The organism is Thermoleptolyngbya sp. C42_A2020_037, assembly GCF_015272455.1.
In the GTDB taxonomy this organism is placed as follows: Bacteria; Cyanobacteriota; Cyanobacteriia; order Elainellales; family Elainellaceae; genus Thermoleptolyngbya.
Genome location: NZ_JACYLP010000005.1, coordinates 28,430 through 45,004, shown reverse-complemented (window position 1 = coordinate 45,004; position 16,575 = coordinate 28,430). Strand labels below are relative to the sequence as shown.

The window sequence follows — 16,575 nt, the reverse complement described above, 5'->3', positions numbered from 1 at the left end:
AATTTTGGGCAATGTTGTTACAGTGCAGGTATAGAAAGGGCTGGGGGTTAGGAATTAGGAGTTTGGGAGAAATCTGCATAACGGCGGGTTTGTAACCTGACTGCGGTTCTTCCTTGTGGCTGCCTTTTGGTTCCTCCTGCTCACCTCACACAACTGCACTGCGCTATGCGACTTTTTGGACTAATTCCCACACCGCCGCCGCTCCGTCCGAAGTCCAACGTCTACGATTTGAAAGCTCGATTGGACTGGGGCGAGCCTGCGCTGACGATTATCGACGTGCGCGATCGCCCAGAGTTTAACGCTGCCCACATTGAAGGCGCAGTCTCGATTCCCACGGCTGAGCTAGTGGACACGGCGCTGATTTATCTGGAGTTGGAGCGCGATCTCTACGTCTACGGCTATACCGATGAAGAAACGGCGATCGCCGCTGCCCAGCTCCGCGCTGCTGGGTTCCTCAACGTGTCGGAATTGCGCGGCGGGATGCCCGCATGGAAGGCGGTTGGTTTTCCGGTAGAAACCGCTAGAGCGATCGCAGCGTAGCAAAATCTGTCATTACGCCGTAGATTCCCCAAATCGCCATTGCCCGCAGGTAGTGGCTGGCGCGAAACGTGCCCACTGCCGTAATCGCCTCTGGTGTGCGAAACTGCAAGCCGTTGTCGTAGATCTGACACACGACGGCTTCCGCCAGCCGCAGGGCTTCATCCCGCAATCCCGTCTGCCACAAAAACGCCGCCAGCCCAAAGTTGATGCCCGTCCACACCTCCAGCGGGTGCGTATCCTTCGGGTTCATGGGCGACCCGTCCGGCCGCAGCCCGTTGGCTGCACCAAACTTGCCGTCGTGAAACTTCAGGAAACACGCTTCATACACTGTCTTCAGCGCCGACCGGGCACAGTCCTCCGGCACTACATCCGGCAGCCCCAGCAGCCGTGCATAAAACTGCCCACACAACTGATCTGCCATTACCACGTCCGAACCACTGCCGCTGTCGATCTGGTAATATTGCCCGTTCCACAGCGTCGGGTGGAAGATGGCGCGGGATTGGGTGAGCCATTCTTGCCATCGGGTTTCGGGGGAATCTGTGGGAGGGGGAGCGTTTGGGTTGGAGTGCTGACCTCTGCACTTCGCGAGGGCGATCGCCCCTTCCAGTGCCGCAATCCACAGCCCGCCGCAGTAGGCGCTGATGCCCTGCAAACGCCAGTCATCGAAGGTTTGGTCGGGTGCGCCGGAGTTTTCGGGAATGCCGTCGTGGTCTAGGTCGAAGGTTTTCAGGTAGTCCAGGGTGGCCACGACGGCGGGCCAGCAGTCTTCAAGAAACTGCGTATCGGTGCTGCCCGTTAGCACAAAATCTCGATAAACTTGGAGGACAAAATCGGCTCCCAGGTCTTTCCAGAGGTTGCAATCCTGATAGCTGGTGTAGTTGGTCTTTTCCCAGGGGTGTTCGTTGGGTGCGCCGAGGTCGTGGGGTGTCGCTCCTGCTAGCTTGCGGGGAACCAGCGGGCTTTCCGTTCCCTGAGTGGCGTAGTAGCCGATTTTGCGAAGCGTAGGGTCTTCTGCGGGGATGGCGCGGGCAAAGGCTCGCAGCACGGCTTTATCCAGTTCTGGAAACAGCATCAACAGCGCAAAGGAGCCGTATAGCCGAACGTCCAGGCTCTCGTACCAGCGGTAGTCCAGGCATTCCACCACGGCAAACTGACCGACCGGATCGCGCTCCGTCGCCGCACTCCACAGCGTCGCCCCGTCCGTCAGGGCGTAGAGTTCGTTAAACAGGGCCATCTTGAACCAGTCGGGCAGGTCGCCCCGGTCGAGAATCGGCTGCTGCCACTGCTGAATCTGCGCTTGCCAGGTGCGATACTGCGCCAGCGCGGTACGGGCGATCGCCCAGGCGTTTTGCCCCGTTGTGCCAAAGAAATCGGTGTAGCGCCGCAGGTAATTCACGCCCTCGGCAAACTCCGTCACCGGAAAATCCCACGCCAGCGCCATCGGCATCTCCCGCGTTTCGCCCGGAGCCAGGGTAACCCGGAGGGCGATCGCCGCCGCAATTCTTTCTCCGGCTCTGGCGGGGGTTTCGTCGCACACATTGGGCAGCGAGCCATCTTTTGAGAAAGTTGCCCACAGGTCGCTGCCGTCGCCCGTCGGATTCCAGCGGGTGTGATAAAAGACTTCCGCCTGGGAGGTCTGGTCAGCAATATTACTCCGCAACAGCGCGATCGCCCACTGCCCATCCCCCTCGGCGGGCGGCGCTTCCAGCCTTCGCCCCAGCACGCAGCCTGCGGCATCTCCCTCAGTGCGCCACTGGTTAAAGTTCCTCTCGCTCTCGCCAATGCGGGGCTGATATTTGTAAACCGGGCTGCCATCATCGCGCACCTTCACATCCGGCGACTTTAGCGTGTTGGTAAACCAGCCCGTCATGTTTTCCCAACTCAGCATCAGGCTCAGCGTGATCGGCGCGTCTGTTGGGTTGTGCGCTGTCCACACAAACACCGCCACCGGATAGCTCGGTTCCTGGTAGTTGTGGGCCCAGATTGGCGAAAACTGTTCGCAGACCAAATTTGCCTGAAGCCCGCCATCGTAGGCAAACCAACTGCGCGGATACAGCGCGTGATACGTGCCAGGATTTTCGGGCAGCGGCGCGACGGCTGGAGGGCATAGCCCACGCTCATCTGCTTCCTTTACGAGCGCATAGGCCCGGGTGCCCTCGGCCGACTGCTCGAACACGCTGAACTGGCAGGCGGGCATGGATTGAAACCAGTGTTCGCCGCCGTCGATATGCCACAGGTTAAAGTCGCCCCGGGGCGATCGCCCGATGCAGCCCGCCCCAAAGCCCCCCAGCGGCATCCCGTGCCAGGGGCCATCGTCCAAGTTGCTGGCATAGCGGACGGTGTAGGGCTTGTCCCAGCCTTGCCCAATGGGGCGCGTCCAGGCGGCGGTGGGGATAGTTGGGGAACCGGGGAAATTTTTCATTTCCCGATTCTACACCTGCGGTTGGGACGATCGGGGTCAGGGCGATCGGGGTCAGGGCGATCGGGGTCAGGGCGATCGGGGTCAGGGCGATCGCCCTTAATTCTGCAAGTCCCTGCACCTTTGGGCGATCGCTCCGACTTCGCTATCCTGTAAGCAGCATCCCGCAACCTCCAGCCCTCCCATGAGCAAACGTGCCCTCATCTTTGTGAATCGCAATGCCCGCAGCGGGAAGAAGCGCCTGGCTCAAGCGGTTGACATCTTGGATGAACTAGAGTTTGAGTTGGTGCTGGTGCCCTCCAAACGATCGGGCGAACTCGTAGATCTGATCCGCAAGCACCAAGATGATCTGGATTTGGTGATTATCGGCGGCGGCGATGGCACCCTCAATCGAGTGGTTGATGTGTTGGTGGAGACTCAGTTGCCGCTAGGAATTTTGCCCCTGGGTACGGCCAATGACCTGGCGCGTACCCTTGGACTACCGCAAAGTGTCCCAGATGCCTGTCGCGCGATCGCCCAGGGCAAGCGTCGCTCTATTGATCTGGGTTGGGTCAATGGCAAGTATTTCTTCAATGTTGCCAGCCTTGGCCTCAGCGTCAAAATTACCCGTCGCCTCTCCCAGGGCATGAAGCAGCGCTGGGGCATATTGGCCTATGCCATTTCCGCCGTTCAAGCCCTCACCCAACTGCACCCCTTCCGAGCCGAGATCCGGGTGGATGGGGAGACAATCGCCGTAAAAACGCTCCAAATCGCAGTCGGCAATGGTCGCTACTACGGCGGAGGGATGGCGATCGCTGAGGATGCGGCGATCGATGACCAGCGACTCGACCTCTACAGCCTGGAGGTGAAGCACCTGTGGCAGTTCATTCCCCTGCTCTGGAAGATGCGCCGCGGCCAGCAGGCCAGCCTTCCCTGGGTGCGCGGTTTGCATGGTCAGGAAATTGAAATTCACACCCGCGAACCCCACGCGATTAACACTGATGGCGAGATCACCACAGCAACCCCCGCCACCTTTCGTGTGATTCCCCAAGCACTCACCGTTCTGGTGGCAGATTAGGGACTGCTTCAAGAGTGAGAGGCAGATTAACTGACAAATCTCTTCTCGTTGCGATCAAGCCTTTGCAAGAGTAGTGCCCAGATTCGCAATGAATTCACCACCAGCATCCTAATCTCCCTGCCGCAGCCCCAACGAGTTTGAGTACACTGAGATCATCGCAGTCGAAGGGTAGACTGGCATGGGTCAACGTTGCCCCGCAAAGGAGCCTTAGCCAATGGTGAATACCTTACCCGCACCGCAAAACTTGGTCACCGATGCGTGGGTCAAAGCGAGTTGGGAGGCGTTTCTGGCGCTGGGCGATCGCCCCTACGAAGGCATGAACATTACCGGCGTGATGGGGCTGACGGAGCCACAAAAAGTTGCGCTAATCGCCCTCGGCGCAGTAGAAAATGGATCTGTTTGACCAGCACCGACAGCAACTCACCGCCGCCGAAGCGCCCCTAGCAGCTCGGATGCGGCCGCGCACCCTAGCAGAATACATCGGGCAGGAGCATATCCTGGGCGAAGGGCGACTGCTGCGCCGCGCCATTCAGGCAGATCAACTCTCATCGCTGATTTTTTATGGCCCGCCGGGAACCGGAAAAACGACGCTGGCGATGGTGATTGCCAACACGACCCGCGCCCGCTTTCTGTCGATTAACGCAGTGCTAGCGGGGGTGAAGGAGATTCGAGAGGCGATCGCCCTTGCTCAGGAAACGCGCGGTATGTACGGTCAGCGCACGATTCTATTTGTGGACGAGGTGCATCGATTTAACAAATCTCAGCAAGACGCACTGCTGCCTTGGGTGGAAAACGGCACGGTGATCCTGATCGGCGCAACGACCGAGAATCCCTACTTTGAGGTGAATAAGGCGTTGGTTAGCCGTTCGCGAGTGTTTCAGCTTAAGCCGTTGACGGAACGGGATCTGGAACGAGTCATCGATCATGCCTTGCAGGATGGCGATCGCGGCTATGGTAGGCTCCGGGTACAGATCGATCCAGCCGCTCGCACACACTTAGTCAACATAGCAAACGGAGATGCTCGCACATTGCTGAACGCGCTGGAACTCGCCGTCGAAACCACGCCTCCGAACGCAGACGGAACGATTCATATCACTTTGGAAGTTGCCGAAGAATCTATCCAAAAACGCGCCGTCCTCTATGACAAAGAAGGTGATGCCCACTTCGACACCATCAGTGCCTTTATCAAAAGCCTGCGCGGTTCCGACCCGGACGCGGCACTCTACTGGCTGGCCCGCATGGTCTACGCAGGCGAAGATCCGCGCTTTATCTTTCGGCGGATGCTGATCCTAGCGGGGGAAGATGTGGGCATGGCCGACCCAAACGCAGTGGTGGTTGTCCACGCTTGCGCCGAAGCCTTTGACCGCGTGGGAATGCCGGAAGGGCGCTATCCGCTGGCGCAGGCGGCGCTGTATCTGGCGACTTGTCCCAAGTCGAACAGCGTGATGGCTTTCTTTGATGCGCTGTCGTCCGTCGAAGCCGAACGCGAAGCCGAAGTGCCCACCCATCTGCGTGATGCCAATCGAGATCAGGATGGATTTGGGCACGGCAAAGGCTATCTCTATCCCCATTCTTATCGCGAACACTGGGTGGCGCAGCAGTATCTTCCGGGCAGCTTGCAGGGGCAGGTGTTTTATCAGCCGTCGGATCAGGGCTATGAGGGGCAAATCCAGCAAGCGGTGGCGCGACGACGCGAGGCGCAACTGGCGGCGCTGCTGGAGGGCGTGGGCGTGGCGCTGCCGGAGGTGCTGACCTTTGGCCCGGCTGATGCGGGCGTAGAGCGGTGGCTGCAACGGACGCTGAGTCAATCGGGGGAACGGCTAGCCCAGGTGCGCGATCACCTCTTTGCCCTGGCTCCGCCCCAGCGGCATCATCTGATTCTCGACCTAAATGCGGGCAGCGGCTTGTTGACCTGGGAGGCCGTGCGGCGTGTTCCCGAAGGCGGGGTCTATGCCTGTGCGCCCCAACCCCAGGATGCTGAGGCGCTGCGAGAACAGGCGGCCGCGCTGCCGGAACTGTTGCGTCCCGTGGTGCTACACAGCGCGATCGCCAATTTACCCGCTGTGCTACACGCCGAGTCTCCAAGCCTGCGTTTCGATCGGCTCATGGGTCGGAACGTGTTTTTGAATGCGATCACCCCTCCCGACACATGGCTCCAAGCCTGGAAATTGCTGCTGCAACCTGAAGGGTATCTGCTCCTGGCAGAGACAATGCCTCGTCATACGCAGCGCCTGCACCAGCTCATTCCCTCAGACCGCATTCCATCCAGGCTACTGAACTGCTGGCGCAAAGCGGAGGAACAGCTTTACGAAAGTGCCGCGGTCTGGAGCATGACCTGGGATGTACAAGACCTGGAAACGCTATTTGATCAAGCAGGGTTCACCGCAGAGATTGCGCTGGAACACACGCAAACGGAACTGTTGATTTCACCCGCGCTGATTGACCGCTGGTTTGCATCTGCCAGTGCCAAGCCCACCTATGCGGAACACATCCGCGAATTCCTCTCGGATGCGGATCTGAACCAGATTCAGACGCTATTACGCCAATGCTTGAGCCATCAGACGGTGCAATGGCGAGGGGCGATCGCCTTTGTCAAAGCCCACCCCAAGCCCTCACCAAGCCTCTAGGGCTGGCCCGCAGGCGGTAGCGCTGGAGCACCGGGGGAGGACTGACCTGCGCCACCGCCACCGGGCTGTGCAGGACTGCCACCATTGCTGCGAGGCAGCGGCGCAGAAGGCGTTCCGAGTGGATCGCCCGGCACAGTCGGCAAGCCAAAGGGATCGAGCGGCGTTGCCGGATTGCCCAGACCGGGATTGCCCAGACCGGGATTATTCAATCCCGGCGCTCCACCGGGCGTTGAGAAGCCAGGCTGACCGGGTGCAATTTGCTCAGTTGGATTTTGAGTTGTGGGTGTGACGGCTAACGCAACGCGATCGCCCCCCACGGCCCGCAGCAAGTCCAAAACCCGCACTACGCTGTCGTAGCTGGCGTAGGGCGGCGCATTTAGCACGATCGTTCCATCAGGCGACTCTTGCTGAAACTGCTGCATCAACTGCACCAAGCGCGACTCATCTACGGGGTCTTCATCCCAATACAGCGTACCGACCGGATCGATCGTCACAATTTTGGTTTGTCGCATTTGGGCCACGCCTGTAGAGGCGCTGGGCAAATCGGTGTTGATTGCAAACTGGCGCGTCAGCGACACCGCTGCCAGGATAAAGAAGGTCAGGATGCAAAAGATCACGTCGATTAGCGGAATTAGCTCGATCCGCACGTCGTCTTGCTGCGATCCGGGGTTGAGGATTTTCATAGCCAGCGGTTTGGAGAAACGTTAGGGAGATGGAGTGAGACGGCCCCTGTGCTGAAGCGGGCGGGCTAAAACCCTCAGGACGGCTCTGCGGCTTCGGCGCTGGTGCCCGAAGGGTCTGGGGCGATCGCGCTAGAGTTGGCTTTTTTGGCGATACGTCCGGCATTCTGCCCGCTCCAAGTCTTGCGATAGAGCAGTTCTAGTTCATTGCCTGCTTTCTGGAAAATCTTGGCTTGTTGAGCAATCAGCCCCTGAAACACGCGATAAAACGCCAGCGACACAATCGCGATAATTAGCCCCGTTGCAGTGGTGATCAGCGCTTCAGAAATGCCCAGCGTCACGTTTTCTGTCGCCGTCGTGCCTAGATCGCCCAGCCGAATCGAGCCGAGAGAATTAATCAACCCCAGCACCGTTCCCAGCAGGCCCAGTAGCGGGGCGATCGCAATCACGGCTTCCAAAATCTTGTCGCCCTTGTGCATGGCGGCGAGTTCTTCCTGAGCGCTGGCTTCCATCGCCAACTGCACCACGTCCGGTTCCTGGTCTTTTAGCTCTAGACCCGCATTCAAAAAGCGTCCAATCGGCTGATCGATGGCACTGCGGGCCAAATCTCCCGCCGATCGCCAATCGCGCTGGGCTGCTTCTAGCACCCGTCCGGCAGTTTCTCGTTCACGGGTCAAAATTTTCCACCAAAAGAGGACGCGCTCGATCACCACCGTTAGCGACAGGATCGAGAGCAGCAGCAGCGGCCACATCACAAAGCCGCCCTTAGAAAAAAGCTCACCAATATTCACAGTATTTTTTGTCCTCCATCCATGACTGGTGGGTACGCGAATCGGGAGAGGTTCTGGCTTAAAATCCGGTATCCGCTCCAGGCCGTCTCAATTTTAGAGAATTTTTAGCAACCTTTCCCAATCCGGTTTCAAGAGAGTCGATGAAAAGCGCCGAAGTGCTTGATTTTCCAAGGATTTTCTCAGTCTGGCATCCTTCAAAGATGGCTCTCGACCTCTCCCTTTTGCCCCCTCCTGGCAGCAAGACGTAACGCAAGGGGCTTGAGTTCTGGGTTAGACGACCCTTTAAGATTTTGGGCAAAGCTGGGCACTCTGGAGAAAACTTTGGGCAGAAGGCTTTGGGTAGAAACTTTGGGCAGAAACTTGGGGCACAAAACTTAGGGCACAAAACTTGGGGCAGAAACTTGGGGCAGAAACTTGGGGTATGGGTGCAGCCTGACTGAATTTGATCATTTGTGTCTGACCTTTCTGTCTGACAATTCCTACCTGACCATTTCTGTCTGACTGTTCCTAGCAGACCATTTCTGCTTCTGCTTGACAATTGCCAGACCAGAAGCGGTAATTTGCTCACTGGACTCGCTCCTGAACTGAACTCGCCACTACTGAATCATGGGGAAACATCATGGGGAAAACCGCGATGCATCGAGCGCAACAACTTTATCCTGCTCATCTACCGTCACAATCTCTCCCGTCCCAGCCTCGATTATTCCAACCAGCTTTGACGCGATCGCCCCGTCGAATCTGCCCTTTCAGCCAGCGGTCAGCAGTGCGCGGTTCTCTGGTTGCAGGTCTGGCGGTGCTGTGGATTGGCGGACTGGGACTGGCGGGGGCGATCGCCCAACCCGTGCCCCAGGCGGCGCAGCGGGCCTACGACAGCGGCGTTGCCAAGCTCAACAATCGCGACTACAGCGGCAGCATCGCCGACTTTACCCAGGCCCTCAGCTTTAGCCCCAGCAGCGCCGCCATCTATGCCATGCGGGGTGCGGCCTACGCTGGGTTGGGTCAGTTTGAACCGGCAATCGCCGACTACACCACTGCCCTGCAACTCAACCCCAACTACGCCGATGTCTATTTCAATCGCGGCGTGGCATACTACAGCGTCGGCAATGCTAGCGCCGCCCTCAGCGACTTTAACCAGGCAGCCCAGCTTACGCCAAACCGGGCTGAGGTATATCTCTTCCAGGGGCGGGCCCGGGCGGCAACGGGCGACCTCGACGGGGCGATCGCCGCCTTGAATCAGGCCATCGCGCTCCAGGCAAATTATCCCGAAGCCTACCTGAATCGTGGCGTGGTGCGGGCGCGACAGGGCAACCACGACGCGGCGATCGCCGACTATGACCAGGCGATCCGCCAGCGCTCGAACTATGCCGATGCCTACCTCAACCGGGGCAGTTCCCGCTTTGCTCAGGGCGACCTAGAAGCGGCCCTGCGGGACTTTAACGAGGCCGTCGCCAAAGACAATACCTCCGCCGTGGCCTATTTCAACCGGGGCTATGCGGCAGGAACCCTGGGCGATCGCCGCGCTGCCCTGTCCGACTTTAACCAGGCGATTCGGCTTGATCCGGGCTATACGGCCGCCTATATGAACCGGGGCGTGCTGCGGGCCGCAGGTGGTAACCTGGACGGAGCCATGAGCGACCTCAACCAGGCCGTGTCGCTGTCGCCAGACTATGCCCCTGCCTACAAAGCCCGCGCCGACGTGCTGATGCAGATGGGCGAACCGCAGCGGGCGATCGCCGACTATACCCGCGCCATCGAGCGCCAGCCCAACAGTGCCAGCCTGATGATGGCCCGCGCCGAGGCCCGTCTGGCCCAGAGCGATTTTGCAGGGGCCGCCCAAGACTTGACCCAGGCGATCGCCCTCGAACCCAACAACGCCCAGGCCTATGGCAAACGCGGCGCGGTGCGGCTGCGGCTAGGCGATGCCCGCAGTGCCCTCAACGACCTCAACCAGGCAACCCGGCTCAACCCGCAAGATGCCGACAGTTTCTATCACCGGGGAATTGCCAAACGGCGGCTGGGCGATCGCGCTGGGGCGCTGGCCGACCTGCGCCAGTCTGCCGAGCTATATCGCCAGCAGAGCCGCGCCGAGGGCTACCGAAATGCGATCGCCGAAATGTCAGCCCTCCAGTGATTTTGAGGGTAGGGGAGCTGCTTCCTCCTCCTTGGAGGGGAACACGCCTCCGTCCCTCCAGTCATCTGGGCACGGGGCGGATTACTCCATGACGCTGACGCGAGAGGGTTTGGAATCTAGCCTGCTGGAGGGTTGAGCCAAAGGGCCACCAACCCAATCAAACCTATGTGGGCGGGATAAAACCAGTAAAACCATCGCGCCTTGGGGCCGCGCTTGTGGTTGGCACAGGCGAAGATCAGGGCAGCAAACCCCGCGAGAAATTGGAGATTTCCTGACATGACCAGCACCGTCAGGGCGGTGAAAATGCACCACACCGTCCACCACAGCGGCGTTGGCTTGTAGTTGCCGATCAGCGCAATCAGGGCAATGCCATAAGTGTCGTAGTTAAAGTTCGCCAACTCAGCGGCGATCGCCCCCACCAGCCAGATCAGCACTGCCCAGCGGGGCCACTGCCGCACCGCCCGCAAACACAGCAAGCCCAGCAGCAGCGTAAATAAAATATTGAAATCCTCAAATAGCGCAATCCCAAAGGTGAGTTGATAAATCGGCTGCGACAGGATTGCCATCCCTAGCAGCCGCAGCGCATATTGGCGAAAATTTTGCGTGTGGGCCTCGCCCTGCACCAGCAGCCACGCAAACAGCGGAAAACTGAGCCGCCCCAAGCCATAGCAGAGCATGGCCCAGTCCGTCTCGCGCAAAAAGACGTAACCGATGTGATCGATCACCATCAGCCCCGCCGCCAGCAGCTTGATCTGGTAATTGGTCAGCGTTGCAAAACGTGCCGAAAGGTCTGAAGACACAGTGCTAGATCTAGATTTACCTGAGCGTCCCCAATCTGAAAGTCTGGCCAGGAAATTAGGGATATCGCTACTAGGCAACCTCAAACAAGGCTGCTAGTGTATACGTGGACTTGAGGAGCGATAGTGAAACCCTAAGTTCAACCTGATTTTGACCTGAACGCACCCTTCTGGTTTGACAATGCGCCCCTAGAACAATCATGAGTAAACAACTTTCTGATCAGGCTAACAAACTCTGGACGTTGATTACGGAACCCAGCACCGCAAAAACCTATCGAGAAGCACTGGATGTATCCTGGAAAATTTTAAGGGAAACCGGAAATTTTTTGTGGTTGGTGTTGTGTCTGGCGCTGGTTGGCATTGATTGGTTTTTAGAGAATTCCATCGCGGCTGGTCGAAAAACCCGCGCTTGGGTGAACGACCTAACCACCGCCGAAAAACCCTCGCCAGAGAAGCTTTTGACCCCTGAGACAGGCAAAAAACTGCTGGATTCGGGCAAATCGACGCTGGAGTCGGTGGTCGCCGCAGCCCGCAAGCAGTTGGGATTGTCCGAAAAGCCGCCTGAACCTGTAGCGCCGCCTAGCCCGCCTGTTGCTGGGTCTAGTGCGCCCTCGGTGGTTGCTCCGTCGCCTGTTGTGGTTTCAGCCGAGAGTGTTGCTCCTGCCGAAAGTAAACCACCTGCGGCGATCGCCTCTACCGAAGAGTAGGGCATCAGAATCGCTTGCTGCTTCAAATTTTTCTGGCAGGACTGGGATTCAAGCTGTTACAATAGAGAACACTGTCTAAATCAAAAGGTGAATGTGAGTATTCATGGCTAAGAAGAGCATGATCGAGCGTGAGAAAAGGCGTGAAAAGCTAGCGGCAAAGTATGCTGCTAAGCGAGAAGCCCTTTTGGAAGAATTTTCAAAGGCTGAATCGCAGCAAGAAAAGCTCGAAATTCACCGGAAGATCCAGCAGCTTCCTCGCAACAGCGCCCCCACTCGCCAGCGCAACCGCTGCTGGATGACTGGGCGGCCTCGGGGCTATTATCGCGACTTTGGCTTGTCGCGTCACGTCATTCGAGAAATGGCGCACCAGGGTTTGCTCCCCGGCGTGGTGAAGTCTAGCTGGTAGGGCGTTTGGGAATATTTCCCGGACTACTCTTTCTAGCTTGACTGTTTCGCTGAACTGTTTGGCTTAATAGCTGGCGGCTCATCGCCGTCAGATTATACGGCACTAAGATTTCGTCGCATAAGTCTTGAATCAGCATCCACTCCAGCCCGGACAAGTCTTTTCGAGTCCGGGCTGTTGCTATACCTATCGCATTCTGGGGCCCTGCTGCCGCCTATTCGACCGGGAAGAGTTGCCCTACCCCTGCTGTCGGCTAGAGTGGCGCGGCAAAGAGCCAAGCTGGCGGCGCATTGGGCGACGGCTGGTGCCCGACGTGGGGGCCCGCTCTTCGCCCTCCTACGTGGTGGAAATCCTGGGTCAGGAACACGCCAATGAACCGTTTGTGGTGACCCTGTACTGGCTCAAGCTGTCGCCGGAGCAGCGTGAGTGGTGGTATTCGCGCAAGTTAAAATCCCCAGCCCCTCCCGAATTGGTGTCGCAAACTAATTCACCCAGTTGCGAGTCTCCTTCGTGCTAGCACTGTGGAGCCGCAATTCCCAGAACCTGCTGGGCGATCGCCTCTAGCGTCTCCACTGGAGCCGACGACACCAGCGTAGACGGGTAGACTGCTGTCCCCAGGCGGGGATGTAAAATCACGCGACAGTTGCCGCAGCGATCCGTTGAGTAGCCCAGGGCCGCTCGCGCTACGGCCACATCGTCCAGCGGCAGTGTGCCCCTGGCAGAGAGAATCGGCCAGCCCGTGCGCGGGTCGAAGAGGTCTGCCAGATGTCCCTGCTGCTGGAGCGCCAGGGCGATCGCCCTCCCCTGGTTCAGGAAGTGCGATCGCAGCTTTTCCTTTTCTTGCTCTGTGTCGAGCGTCTGCTCTAGCAGCGCAAACTGGCTGGGTTGCAGCATCACTAACACCGACGCAATAGCCTGCGACCAAGCAGGAAGCAGCCGCGACTGGTGCTGCAAAATATAGTCGCTGGGCGGATGGATGGAATACTGCACTAGACTTTCTTAAACCCGTCTTTACCAAAAGGGTCAGACAAACCCGTTAGGATTCAGAACGCTGGGCTACGCCATTTTAGGCGAATCACTCACCCTATTGCACGGGCCACCCAATGGCACGGGCTGAGCGTCCTTAACGGCGAGAGAACAAGCTACCAAGCTACCAAGCTACCAAGCTACAAATGAACTACTAACTTATGAGCGAACTAATTGTCGTGGTGTTTGACCAAAAGCTGGCAGCCGACCATGCGCTGCTAGATCTGCTGAAGCGCGAGCAGTCCCATCTGGCAGATTTTGAAGATGCGGTGGTCGTGACCAAAAATGCACAGGGAAAAATCCGGGTCAAAGCCTACCACGACCTGCTGGAGCCTGTGGGCGAACTGAGCAACGACCTGTGGGGCGGCATCCTGAGCGCAGTGGTGTTTCATCGCTCGCTGGCGATCGCCCAGGAAATCTTTAACCCCGATTTCCTCCTCCGGGTCGAGGAAGCCCTCCAGCCCAACTCGTCTGCGCTGCTGGTGCTGGTTCATGCCGAAGCTGTAGATCGCGTCGTCGAAGAACTGTTTGCGCTCAGCCCCATCGTCATCAAAACGCCGCTGCCCGATGCCAAACGCGAAGCGCTCAAACAGTCGATGCCATAAAGACTTTTATCCCTGAAAGCCCCACAGAAGCTTCACTGGCTATCCAAAATCGCCAATCCAAAATCCAAAATCGAAAGCCCCACAGACGCTTGACTGGCTATCCAAAATCGCCAATCCAAAATCATCGATGTCAAAAACCGGGTTTCGGAAACGCAGGCTATTTAAGGCAGCTTATTTAGCTTATTTAGGGAAATTGGGCAGATCGATGGCAGCCAGCGACGACAGCTTCTTGGATGGGCGCGTGGGGTAAACTACGGGGGCAAGATTCGCTTTGGCTTCGGGAGCTGTCACTTCGGGATTGCTGCGATCCGGACGAGCCGGAGCCGCGGACTCTGCTGCCGTAGCGGCCCAGCGATGGGTTTCAAAGGGCATGGTCAGCAATTTGGGTTGTACGGGCACCGGTCGGGGCGGCATGGGGGGAATCGGTGCCGAAGCAGGAGGTGAAAAGGCAGCAGATTGGGGCGCTGAGCTGTCTGACGGGGGCTGAATTTGAGACTCCCCAGCGCCACGCCGCGCGAGTGGCAGCGTATTTTGGGAGGGGTCGTCTGCGGGCTGCGTGGGATGGATTTCGCCATCGGGGGCGATCGCCTCGGTTGAAAGCGCCGCCAACTGGTCAATCAGCCCCGCCTGCACCAGGTCTTCGGCGGAAACCTCCACCAGCTTTGCCAGGTCTTGCCAGAGGGTTGTTTCTGCATTCGGGTCTGTGCTGGGAGCGCTGCCGACTTCGTTTACCAGGTCGGTGAACTCTCGGAACAGAGAGCGCACATTGTCCGCAGCCGAAAGTTCAGCAGCCGAAAGTTCATCCGTCCGCAGTTCTGCACTGGCTTGGGGAGGCGGTTCCGAAGCAGCCGCGTTCGCGGGGTCTGGCGCTGGCGACGCACTGGCCGCTGCTGGCGTGGAGTGGCTTGCTCCTGATCCAAATTGAAACGCAATGACATTCGTCATAACCGTTGCAGCATCGCCATTTCCGTCCAACGGAGCGATAGACTCCGGCCCCTCGGCATTGATCAGGCTTGGATCAATTCCTTCTTGAGCAAGGCTGGAATCTGGCAGGGACATACGGTCCCTCTCTGCGTCGTTGGTCAAAAGGGCATCTGCGGAAACCACATCACCCAGCCACGCCGCTGTTTCCTCCGCATTTTCGGGCTGGCTAGCCAAGACATTGACCAGTTTGGGGGGAACTGTTGATTCGGCGGATTCTGCTGACCACGGGCGGATCGTCGCCGCTTTGGGCAACAGCGACGGAGCCGAGAGCAGTTCGGCGGCGGCAGGGGCCTGCCAGGGCTGGGCTGTGGGCTGGGCGATCGCCTCTCCAGGTGCATCCAGCAGGGCTGCCGGAACCTCCAAACAACGCTCCAATGCCGCCTTGAACTGGAGCGTATAGCGCTGTTGCCGCTGGAGCCGCGTTTGCAAGTCTCGTACCAGTGCTTCGCTATGAGCCAATCGCTGCGCTTGCTCTTCGTAGCGCTGCTGGGCGAGCTGATTCTCTTGCTCAAGCTGCGTAATCCGCTCTCGGCTCAGCGCTAGCTCCTGGGTCACGGTTTCTGCCAACACCTGCTGTCGATGGCTCAGTTGCTGGGTCGCTTCCAGTTGCTCTGTAAGCTGGATAATTTGCTGTTCCAACGGCTGAATGGTCGCCTGCACCTGGTCAGCGGCAATCGCCGTTGCCGCAAGAGCCTGCTGCTGTTCTAGGGCATCCTCCAGCATCGACACGCGATCTAGCAGCGCGTTGTTGCACTGGTTCAGTTCTTGAATCAGGCTAATCAAATCGGCAACGTTGGGAGAAGCGGCCTCCGGCTCACTAGCGGCTGGAGCCACCACATCCCAACTGGGGCGCTCTGGAACAATGCGGCGCGTGGTCGGCGGCACTGATTGGCCTGATTGAGGCACTGCATTGGGCGAAGTATTGGGCGAACTAGGACTGCGCGATTCGGTATTGCGCTGGGGCTGGATAAAATGCGATCGCCCCGGCTGCGGCTGACCCGGCTGCGGCTGACCCAACTGCGGACTCGCTGCCTCGCCCTGTGCCGCCTCGCCGTATACAGACTGCCGCTCAATCGCGTCTGCGCTGATGGCGTTTGGAAAATTCACAGGCTGCCACTCTTCCCAAGACCCGACCGAGGATGATGCCGCCTCAGGGTTAGAAACAGTCGGAACATTACTCGGAACATGATGAACACGATTCGGAACGTCCGGGTCTGCGGGTGCGGATTCTGGTGCGGCTTCTACGGGTGGCTCCGTCGAAAACTCTGCCCAACCCGCAAACCAGCTTGAAGGGGAGGGCGGATTTGCCGAGTTTTGGGCTTGTTCGTTTTGAGAAGAGTTTGGCTCGCTCATCGATTTGACCTGGCAGGGCGGGAGGCATTAAATCAGACTTACTCTTGTTAACACAGAAATCGGAGTTGAGAACGTTTTTTTACCAGGTTAGCGCCAGAACACTGGATTAGATTCAGTATCAGGCCAGGGCAGCGCTGCTGCATATCCTTCGAGTCGAACATTGCTATGACTTGTTTGGTCTGGAATCGTCGGGTTCGTAAACCATGAGATCACCAGGCTGACACTGGAGCGCTTTGCAGAGAGCGTTCAGGGTCGGTTCGTCAATGCGGGTGAACTGGCGTCGAGTTTTCATACGAGAAATGGATGTTGGATGCATCCCCAGCATCTCAGCCAATTCATTGTTGCTGATATTCCGTTCAGCCATGATGACTGCTAACCGCCAATGAATCACGCCTTTTACCGCTTTGCCCAAACACACGCTGTCTGCGGTGATGCTATCACTCGGTTTCGTCCGG

At 58.3% G+C, this 16,575-nt stretch carries 17 protein-coding genes; 9 read left to right on the top strand and 8 right to left on the bottom strand.

The annotated features are described in order from the left end of the window. The first annotated feature begins 165 nt into the window (after window positions 1-165). A complete protein-coding gene (locus IGS16_RS01095) occupies window positions 166-540 on the top strand; it encodes a rhodanese-like domain-containing protein (protein ID WP_297082571.1) in 375 nt (124 codons plus the stop codon). On the opposite strand, the gene IGS16_RS01090 is transcribed toward IGS16_RS01095, so the two are convergent. Together IGS16_RS01090 and IGS16_RS01085 are read right to left on the bottom strand one after the other, a co-directional pair. Next, the gene (locus tag IGS16_RS01090; RefSeq protein ID WP_297082569.1) at window positions 521-2,962 is read right to left on the bottom strand and encodes a GH116 family glycosyl hydrolase; all 2,442 of its coding nucleotides are present in this window, start codon (window positions 2,960-2,962) and stop codon (window positions 521-523) included. The two genes, IGS16_RS01095 and IGS16_RS01090, sit on opposite strands and share 20 nt — an antisense overlap. Beyond that, window positions 2,959-3,129, bottom strand: a complete 171-nt coding sequence (locus IGS16_RS01085; RefSeq protein ID WP_297082567.1) for a hypothetical protein — start codon at window positions 3,127-3,129, stop codon at window positions 2,959-2,961. Before IGS16_RS01085 ends, IGS16_RS01090 begins: the two co-directional genes overlap by 4 nt. 14 nt (window positions 3,130-3,143) lie before the next feature. Here IGS16_RS01085 and IGS16_RS01080 point away from each other — a divergent pair, with 14 nt between their 5' ends. From IGS16_RS01080 to IGS16_RS01070, 3 genes are all read left to right on the top strand, one after another. Next, complete coding sequence (locus tag IGS16_RS01080) at window positions 3,144-4,016, top strand: lipid kinase (RefSeq protein ID WP_297082566.1); 873 nt, start codon at window positions 3,144-3,146, stop codon at window positions 4,014-4,016. Between the two features lie 214 nt (window positions 4,017-4,230). Further along, a complete protein-coding gene (locus IGS16_RS01075) occupies window positions 4,231-4,419 on the top strand; it encodes a hypothetical protein (RefSeq protein WP_297082564.1) in 189 nt (62 codons plus the stop codon). Beyond that, window positions 4,406-6,643 (top strand): AAA family ATPase, encoded by a 2,238-nt coding sequence (locus tag IGS16_RS01070; protein WP_297082563.1) that lies wholly within the window; start codon window positions 4,406-4,408, stop codon window positions 6,641-6,643. Before IGS16_RS01075 ends, IGS16_RS01070 begins: the two co-directional genes overlap by 14 nt. Here the strand turns inward: IGS16_RS01070 and IGS16_RS01065 are convergent. Beyond that, on the bottom strand, window positions 6,640-7,326 hold the full coding sequence (locus IGS16_RS01065) for a biopolymer transporter ExbD (protein WP_297082561.1): 687 nt from the start codon (window positions 7,324-7,326) through the stop codon (window positions 6,640-6,642). The two genes, IGS16_RS01070 and IGS16_RS01065, sit on opposite strands and share 4 nt — an antisense overlap. Window positions 7,327-7,400: 74 nt before the next feature. Beyond that, window positions 7,401-8,114 (bottom strand): MotA/TolQ/ExbB proton channel family protein, encoded by a 714-nt coding sequence (locus IGS16_RS01060; protein WP_297082559.1) that lies wholly within the window; start codon window positions 8,112-8,114, stop codon window positions 7,401-7,403. Window positions 8,115-8,829: 715 nt separating this feature from the next. Between IGS16_RS01060 and IGS16_RS01055 the strand changes: the two genes are divergently transcribed. Further along, window positions 8,830-10,245: a tetratricopeptide repeat protein gene (locus IGS16_RS01055; protein ID WP_297082558.1), complete on the top strand. Its 1,416-nt coding sequence runs from the start codon at window positions 8,830-8,832 to the stop codon at window positions 10,243-10,245. Window positions 10,246-10,361: 116 nt separating this feature from the next. Here IGS16_RS01055 and IGS16_RS01050 read toward each other — a convergent pair whose 3' ends face one another. Beyond that, window positions 10,362-11,045: a TraX family protein gene (locus tag IGS16_RS01050; protein ID WP_297082556.1), complete on the bottom strand. Its 684-nt coding sequence runs from the start codon at window positions 11,043-11,045 to the stop codon at window positions 10,362-10,364. A 197-nt stretch (window positions 11,046-11,242) separates the two neighbouring features. On the opposite strand from IGS16_RS01050, the gene IGS16_RS01045 reads away from it, so the two are divergent. From IGS16_RS01045 to IGS16_RS01035, 3 genes are all read left to right on the top strand, one after another. Continuing rightward, complete coding sequence (locus IGS16_RS01045; protein WP_297082554.1) at window positions 11,243-11,749, top strand: hypothetical protein; 507 nt, start codon at window positions 11,243-11,245, stop codon at window positions 11,747-11,749. 103 nt (window positions 11,750-11,852) lie between these two features. After that, the gene (gene rpsN, locus IGS16_RS01040) at window positions 11,853-12,155 is read left to right on the top strand and encodes a 30S ribosomal protein S14 (RefSeq protein ID WP_172353256.1); all 303 of its coding nucleotides are present in this window, start codon (window positions 11,853-11,855) and stop codon (window positions 12,153-12,155) included. A 124-nt stretch (window positions 12,156-12,279) separates the two neighbouring features. Beyond that, window positions 12,280-12,669: a hypothetical protein gene (locus IGS16_RS01035; protein WP_297082552.1), complete on the top strand. Its 390-nt coding sequence runs from the start codon at window positions 12,280-12,282 to the stop codon at window positions 12,667-12,669. Here the strand turns inward: IGS16_RS01035 and IGS16_RS01030 are convergent. After that, window positions 12,666-13,142 (bottom strand): methylmalonic aciduria and homocystinuria type D protein, encoded by a 477-nt coding sequence (locus IGS16_RS01030; RefSeq protein ID WP_297082550.1) that lies wholly within the window; start codon window positions 13,140-13,142, stop codon window positions 12,666-12,668. The two genes, IGS16_RS01035 and IGS16_RS01030, sit on opposite strands and share 4 nt — an antisense overlap. A 197-nt stretch (window positions 13,143-13,339) precedes the next feature. On the opposite strand from IGS16_RS01030, the gene IGS16_RS01025 reads away from it, so the two are divergent. Then, window positions 13,340-13,783: a DUF1269 domain-containing protein gene (locus IGS16_RS01025; RefSeq protein ID WP_297082549.1), complete on the top strand. Its 444-nt coding sequence runs from the start codon at window positions 13,340-13,342 to the stop codon at window positions 13,781-13,783. Window positions 13,784-13,963: 180 nt separating this feature from the next. On the opposite strand, the gene IGS16_RS01020 is transcribed toward IGS16_RS01025, so the two are convergent. Both IGS16_RS01020 and IGS16_RS01015 read right to left on the bottom strand, forming a co-directional pair. Beyond that, the gene (locus IGS16_RS01020) at window positions 13,964-16,120 is read right to left on the bottom strand and encodes a hypothetical protein (RefSeq protein ID WP_297082547.1); all 2,157 of its coding nucleotides are present in this window, start codon (window positions 16,118-16,120) and stop codon (window positions 13,964-13,966) included. Window positions 16,121-16,283: 163 nt separating this feature from the next. Further along, the gene (locus IGS16_RS01015; protein WP_297074963.1) at window positions 16,284-16,511 is read right to left on the bottom strand and encodes a helix-turn-helix transcriptional regulator; all 228 of its coding nucleotides are present in this window, start codon (window positions 16,509-16,511) and stop codon (window positions 16,284-16,286) included. Window positions 16,512-16,575 lie beyond the last annotated feature (64 nt).

Bases quoted from the DNA above. Each gene is read 5' to 3' on its own strand.
- IGS16_RS01095 (WP_297082571.1), top strand. From the start codon at position 166: ATGCGACTTTTTGGACTAATTCCCACACCGCCGCCGCTCCGTCCGAAG.
- IGS16_RS01090 (WP_297082569.1), bottom strand. From the start codon at position 2,962: ATGAAAAATTTCCCCGGTTCCCCAACTATCCCCACCGCCGCCTGGACG.
- IGS16_RS01080 (WP_297082566.1), top strand. From the start codon at position 3,144: ATGAGCAAACGTGCCCTCATCTTTGTGAATCGCAATGCCCGCAGCGGG.
- IGS16_RS01075 (WP_297082564.1), top strand. From the start codon at position 4,231: ATGGTGAATACCTTACCCGCACCGCAAAACTTGGTCACCGATGCGTGG.
- IGS16_RS01070 (WP_297082563.1), top strand. From the start codon at position 4,406: ATGGATCTGTTTGACCAGCACCGACAGCAACTCACCGCCGCCGAAGCG.
- IGS16_RS01065 (WP_297082561.1), bottom strand. From the start codon at position 7,326: ATGAAAATCCTCAACCCCGGATCGCAGCAAGACGACGTGCGGATCGAG.
- IGS16_RS01045 (WP_297082554.1), top strand. From the start codon at position 11,243: ATGAGTAAACAACTTTCTGATCAGGCTAACAAACTCTGGACGTTGATT.
- rpsN (WP_172353256.1), top strand. From the start codon at position 11,853: ATGGCTAAGAAGAGCATGATCGAGCGTGAGAAAAGGCGTGAAAAGCTA.
- IGS16_RS01025 (WP_297082549.1), top strand. From the start codon at position 13,340: ATGAGCGAACTAATTGTCGTGGTGTTTGACCAAAAGCTGGCAGCCGAC.
- IGS16_RS01020 (WP_297082547.1), bottom strand. From the start codon at position 16,120: ATGAGCGAGCCAAACTCTTCTCAAAACGAACAAGCCCAAAACTCGGCA.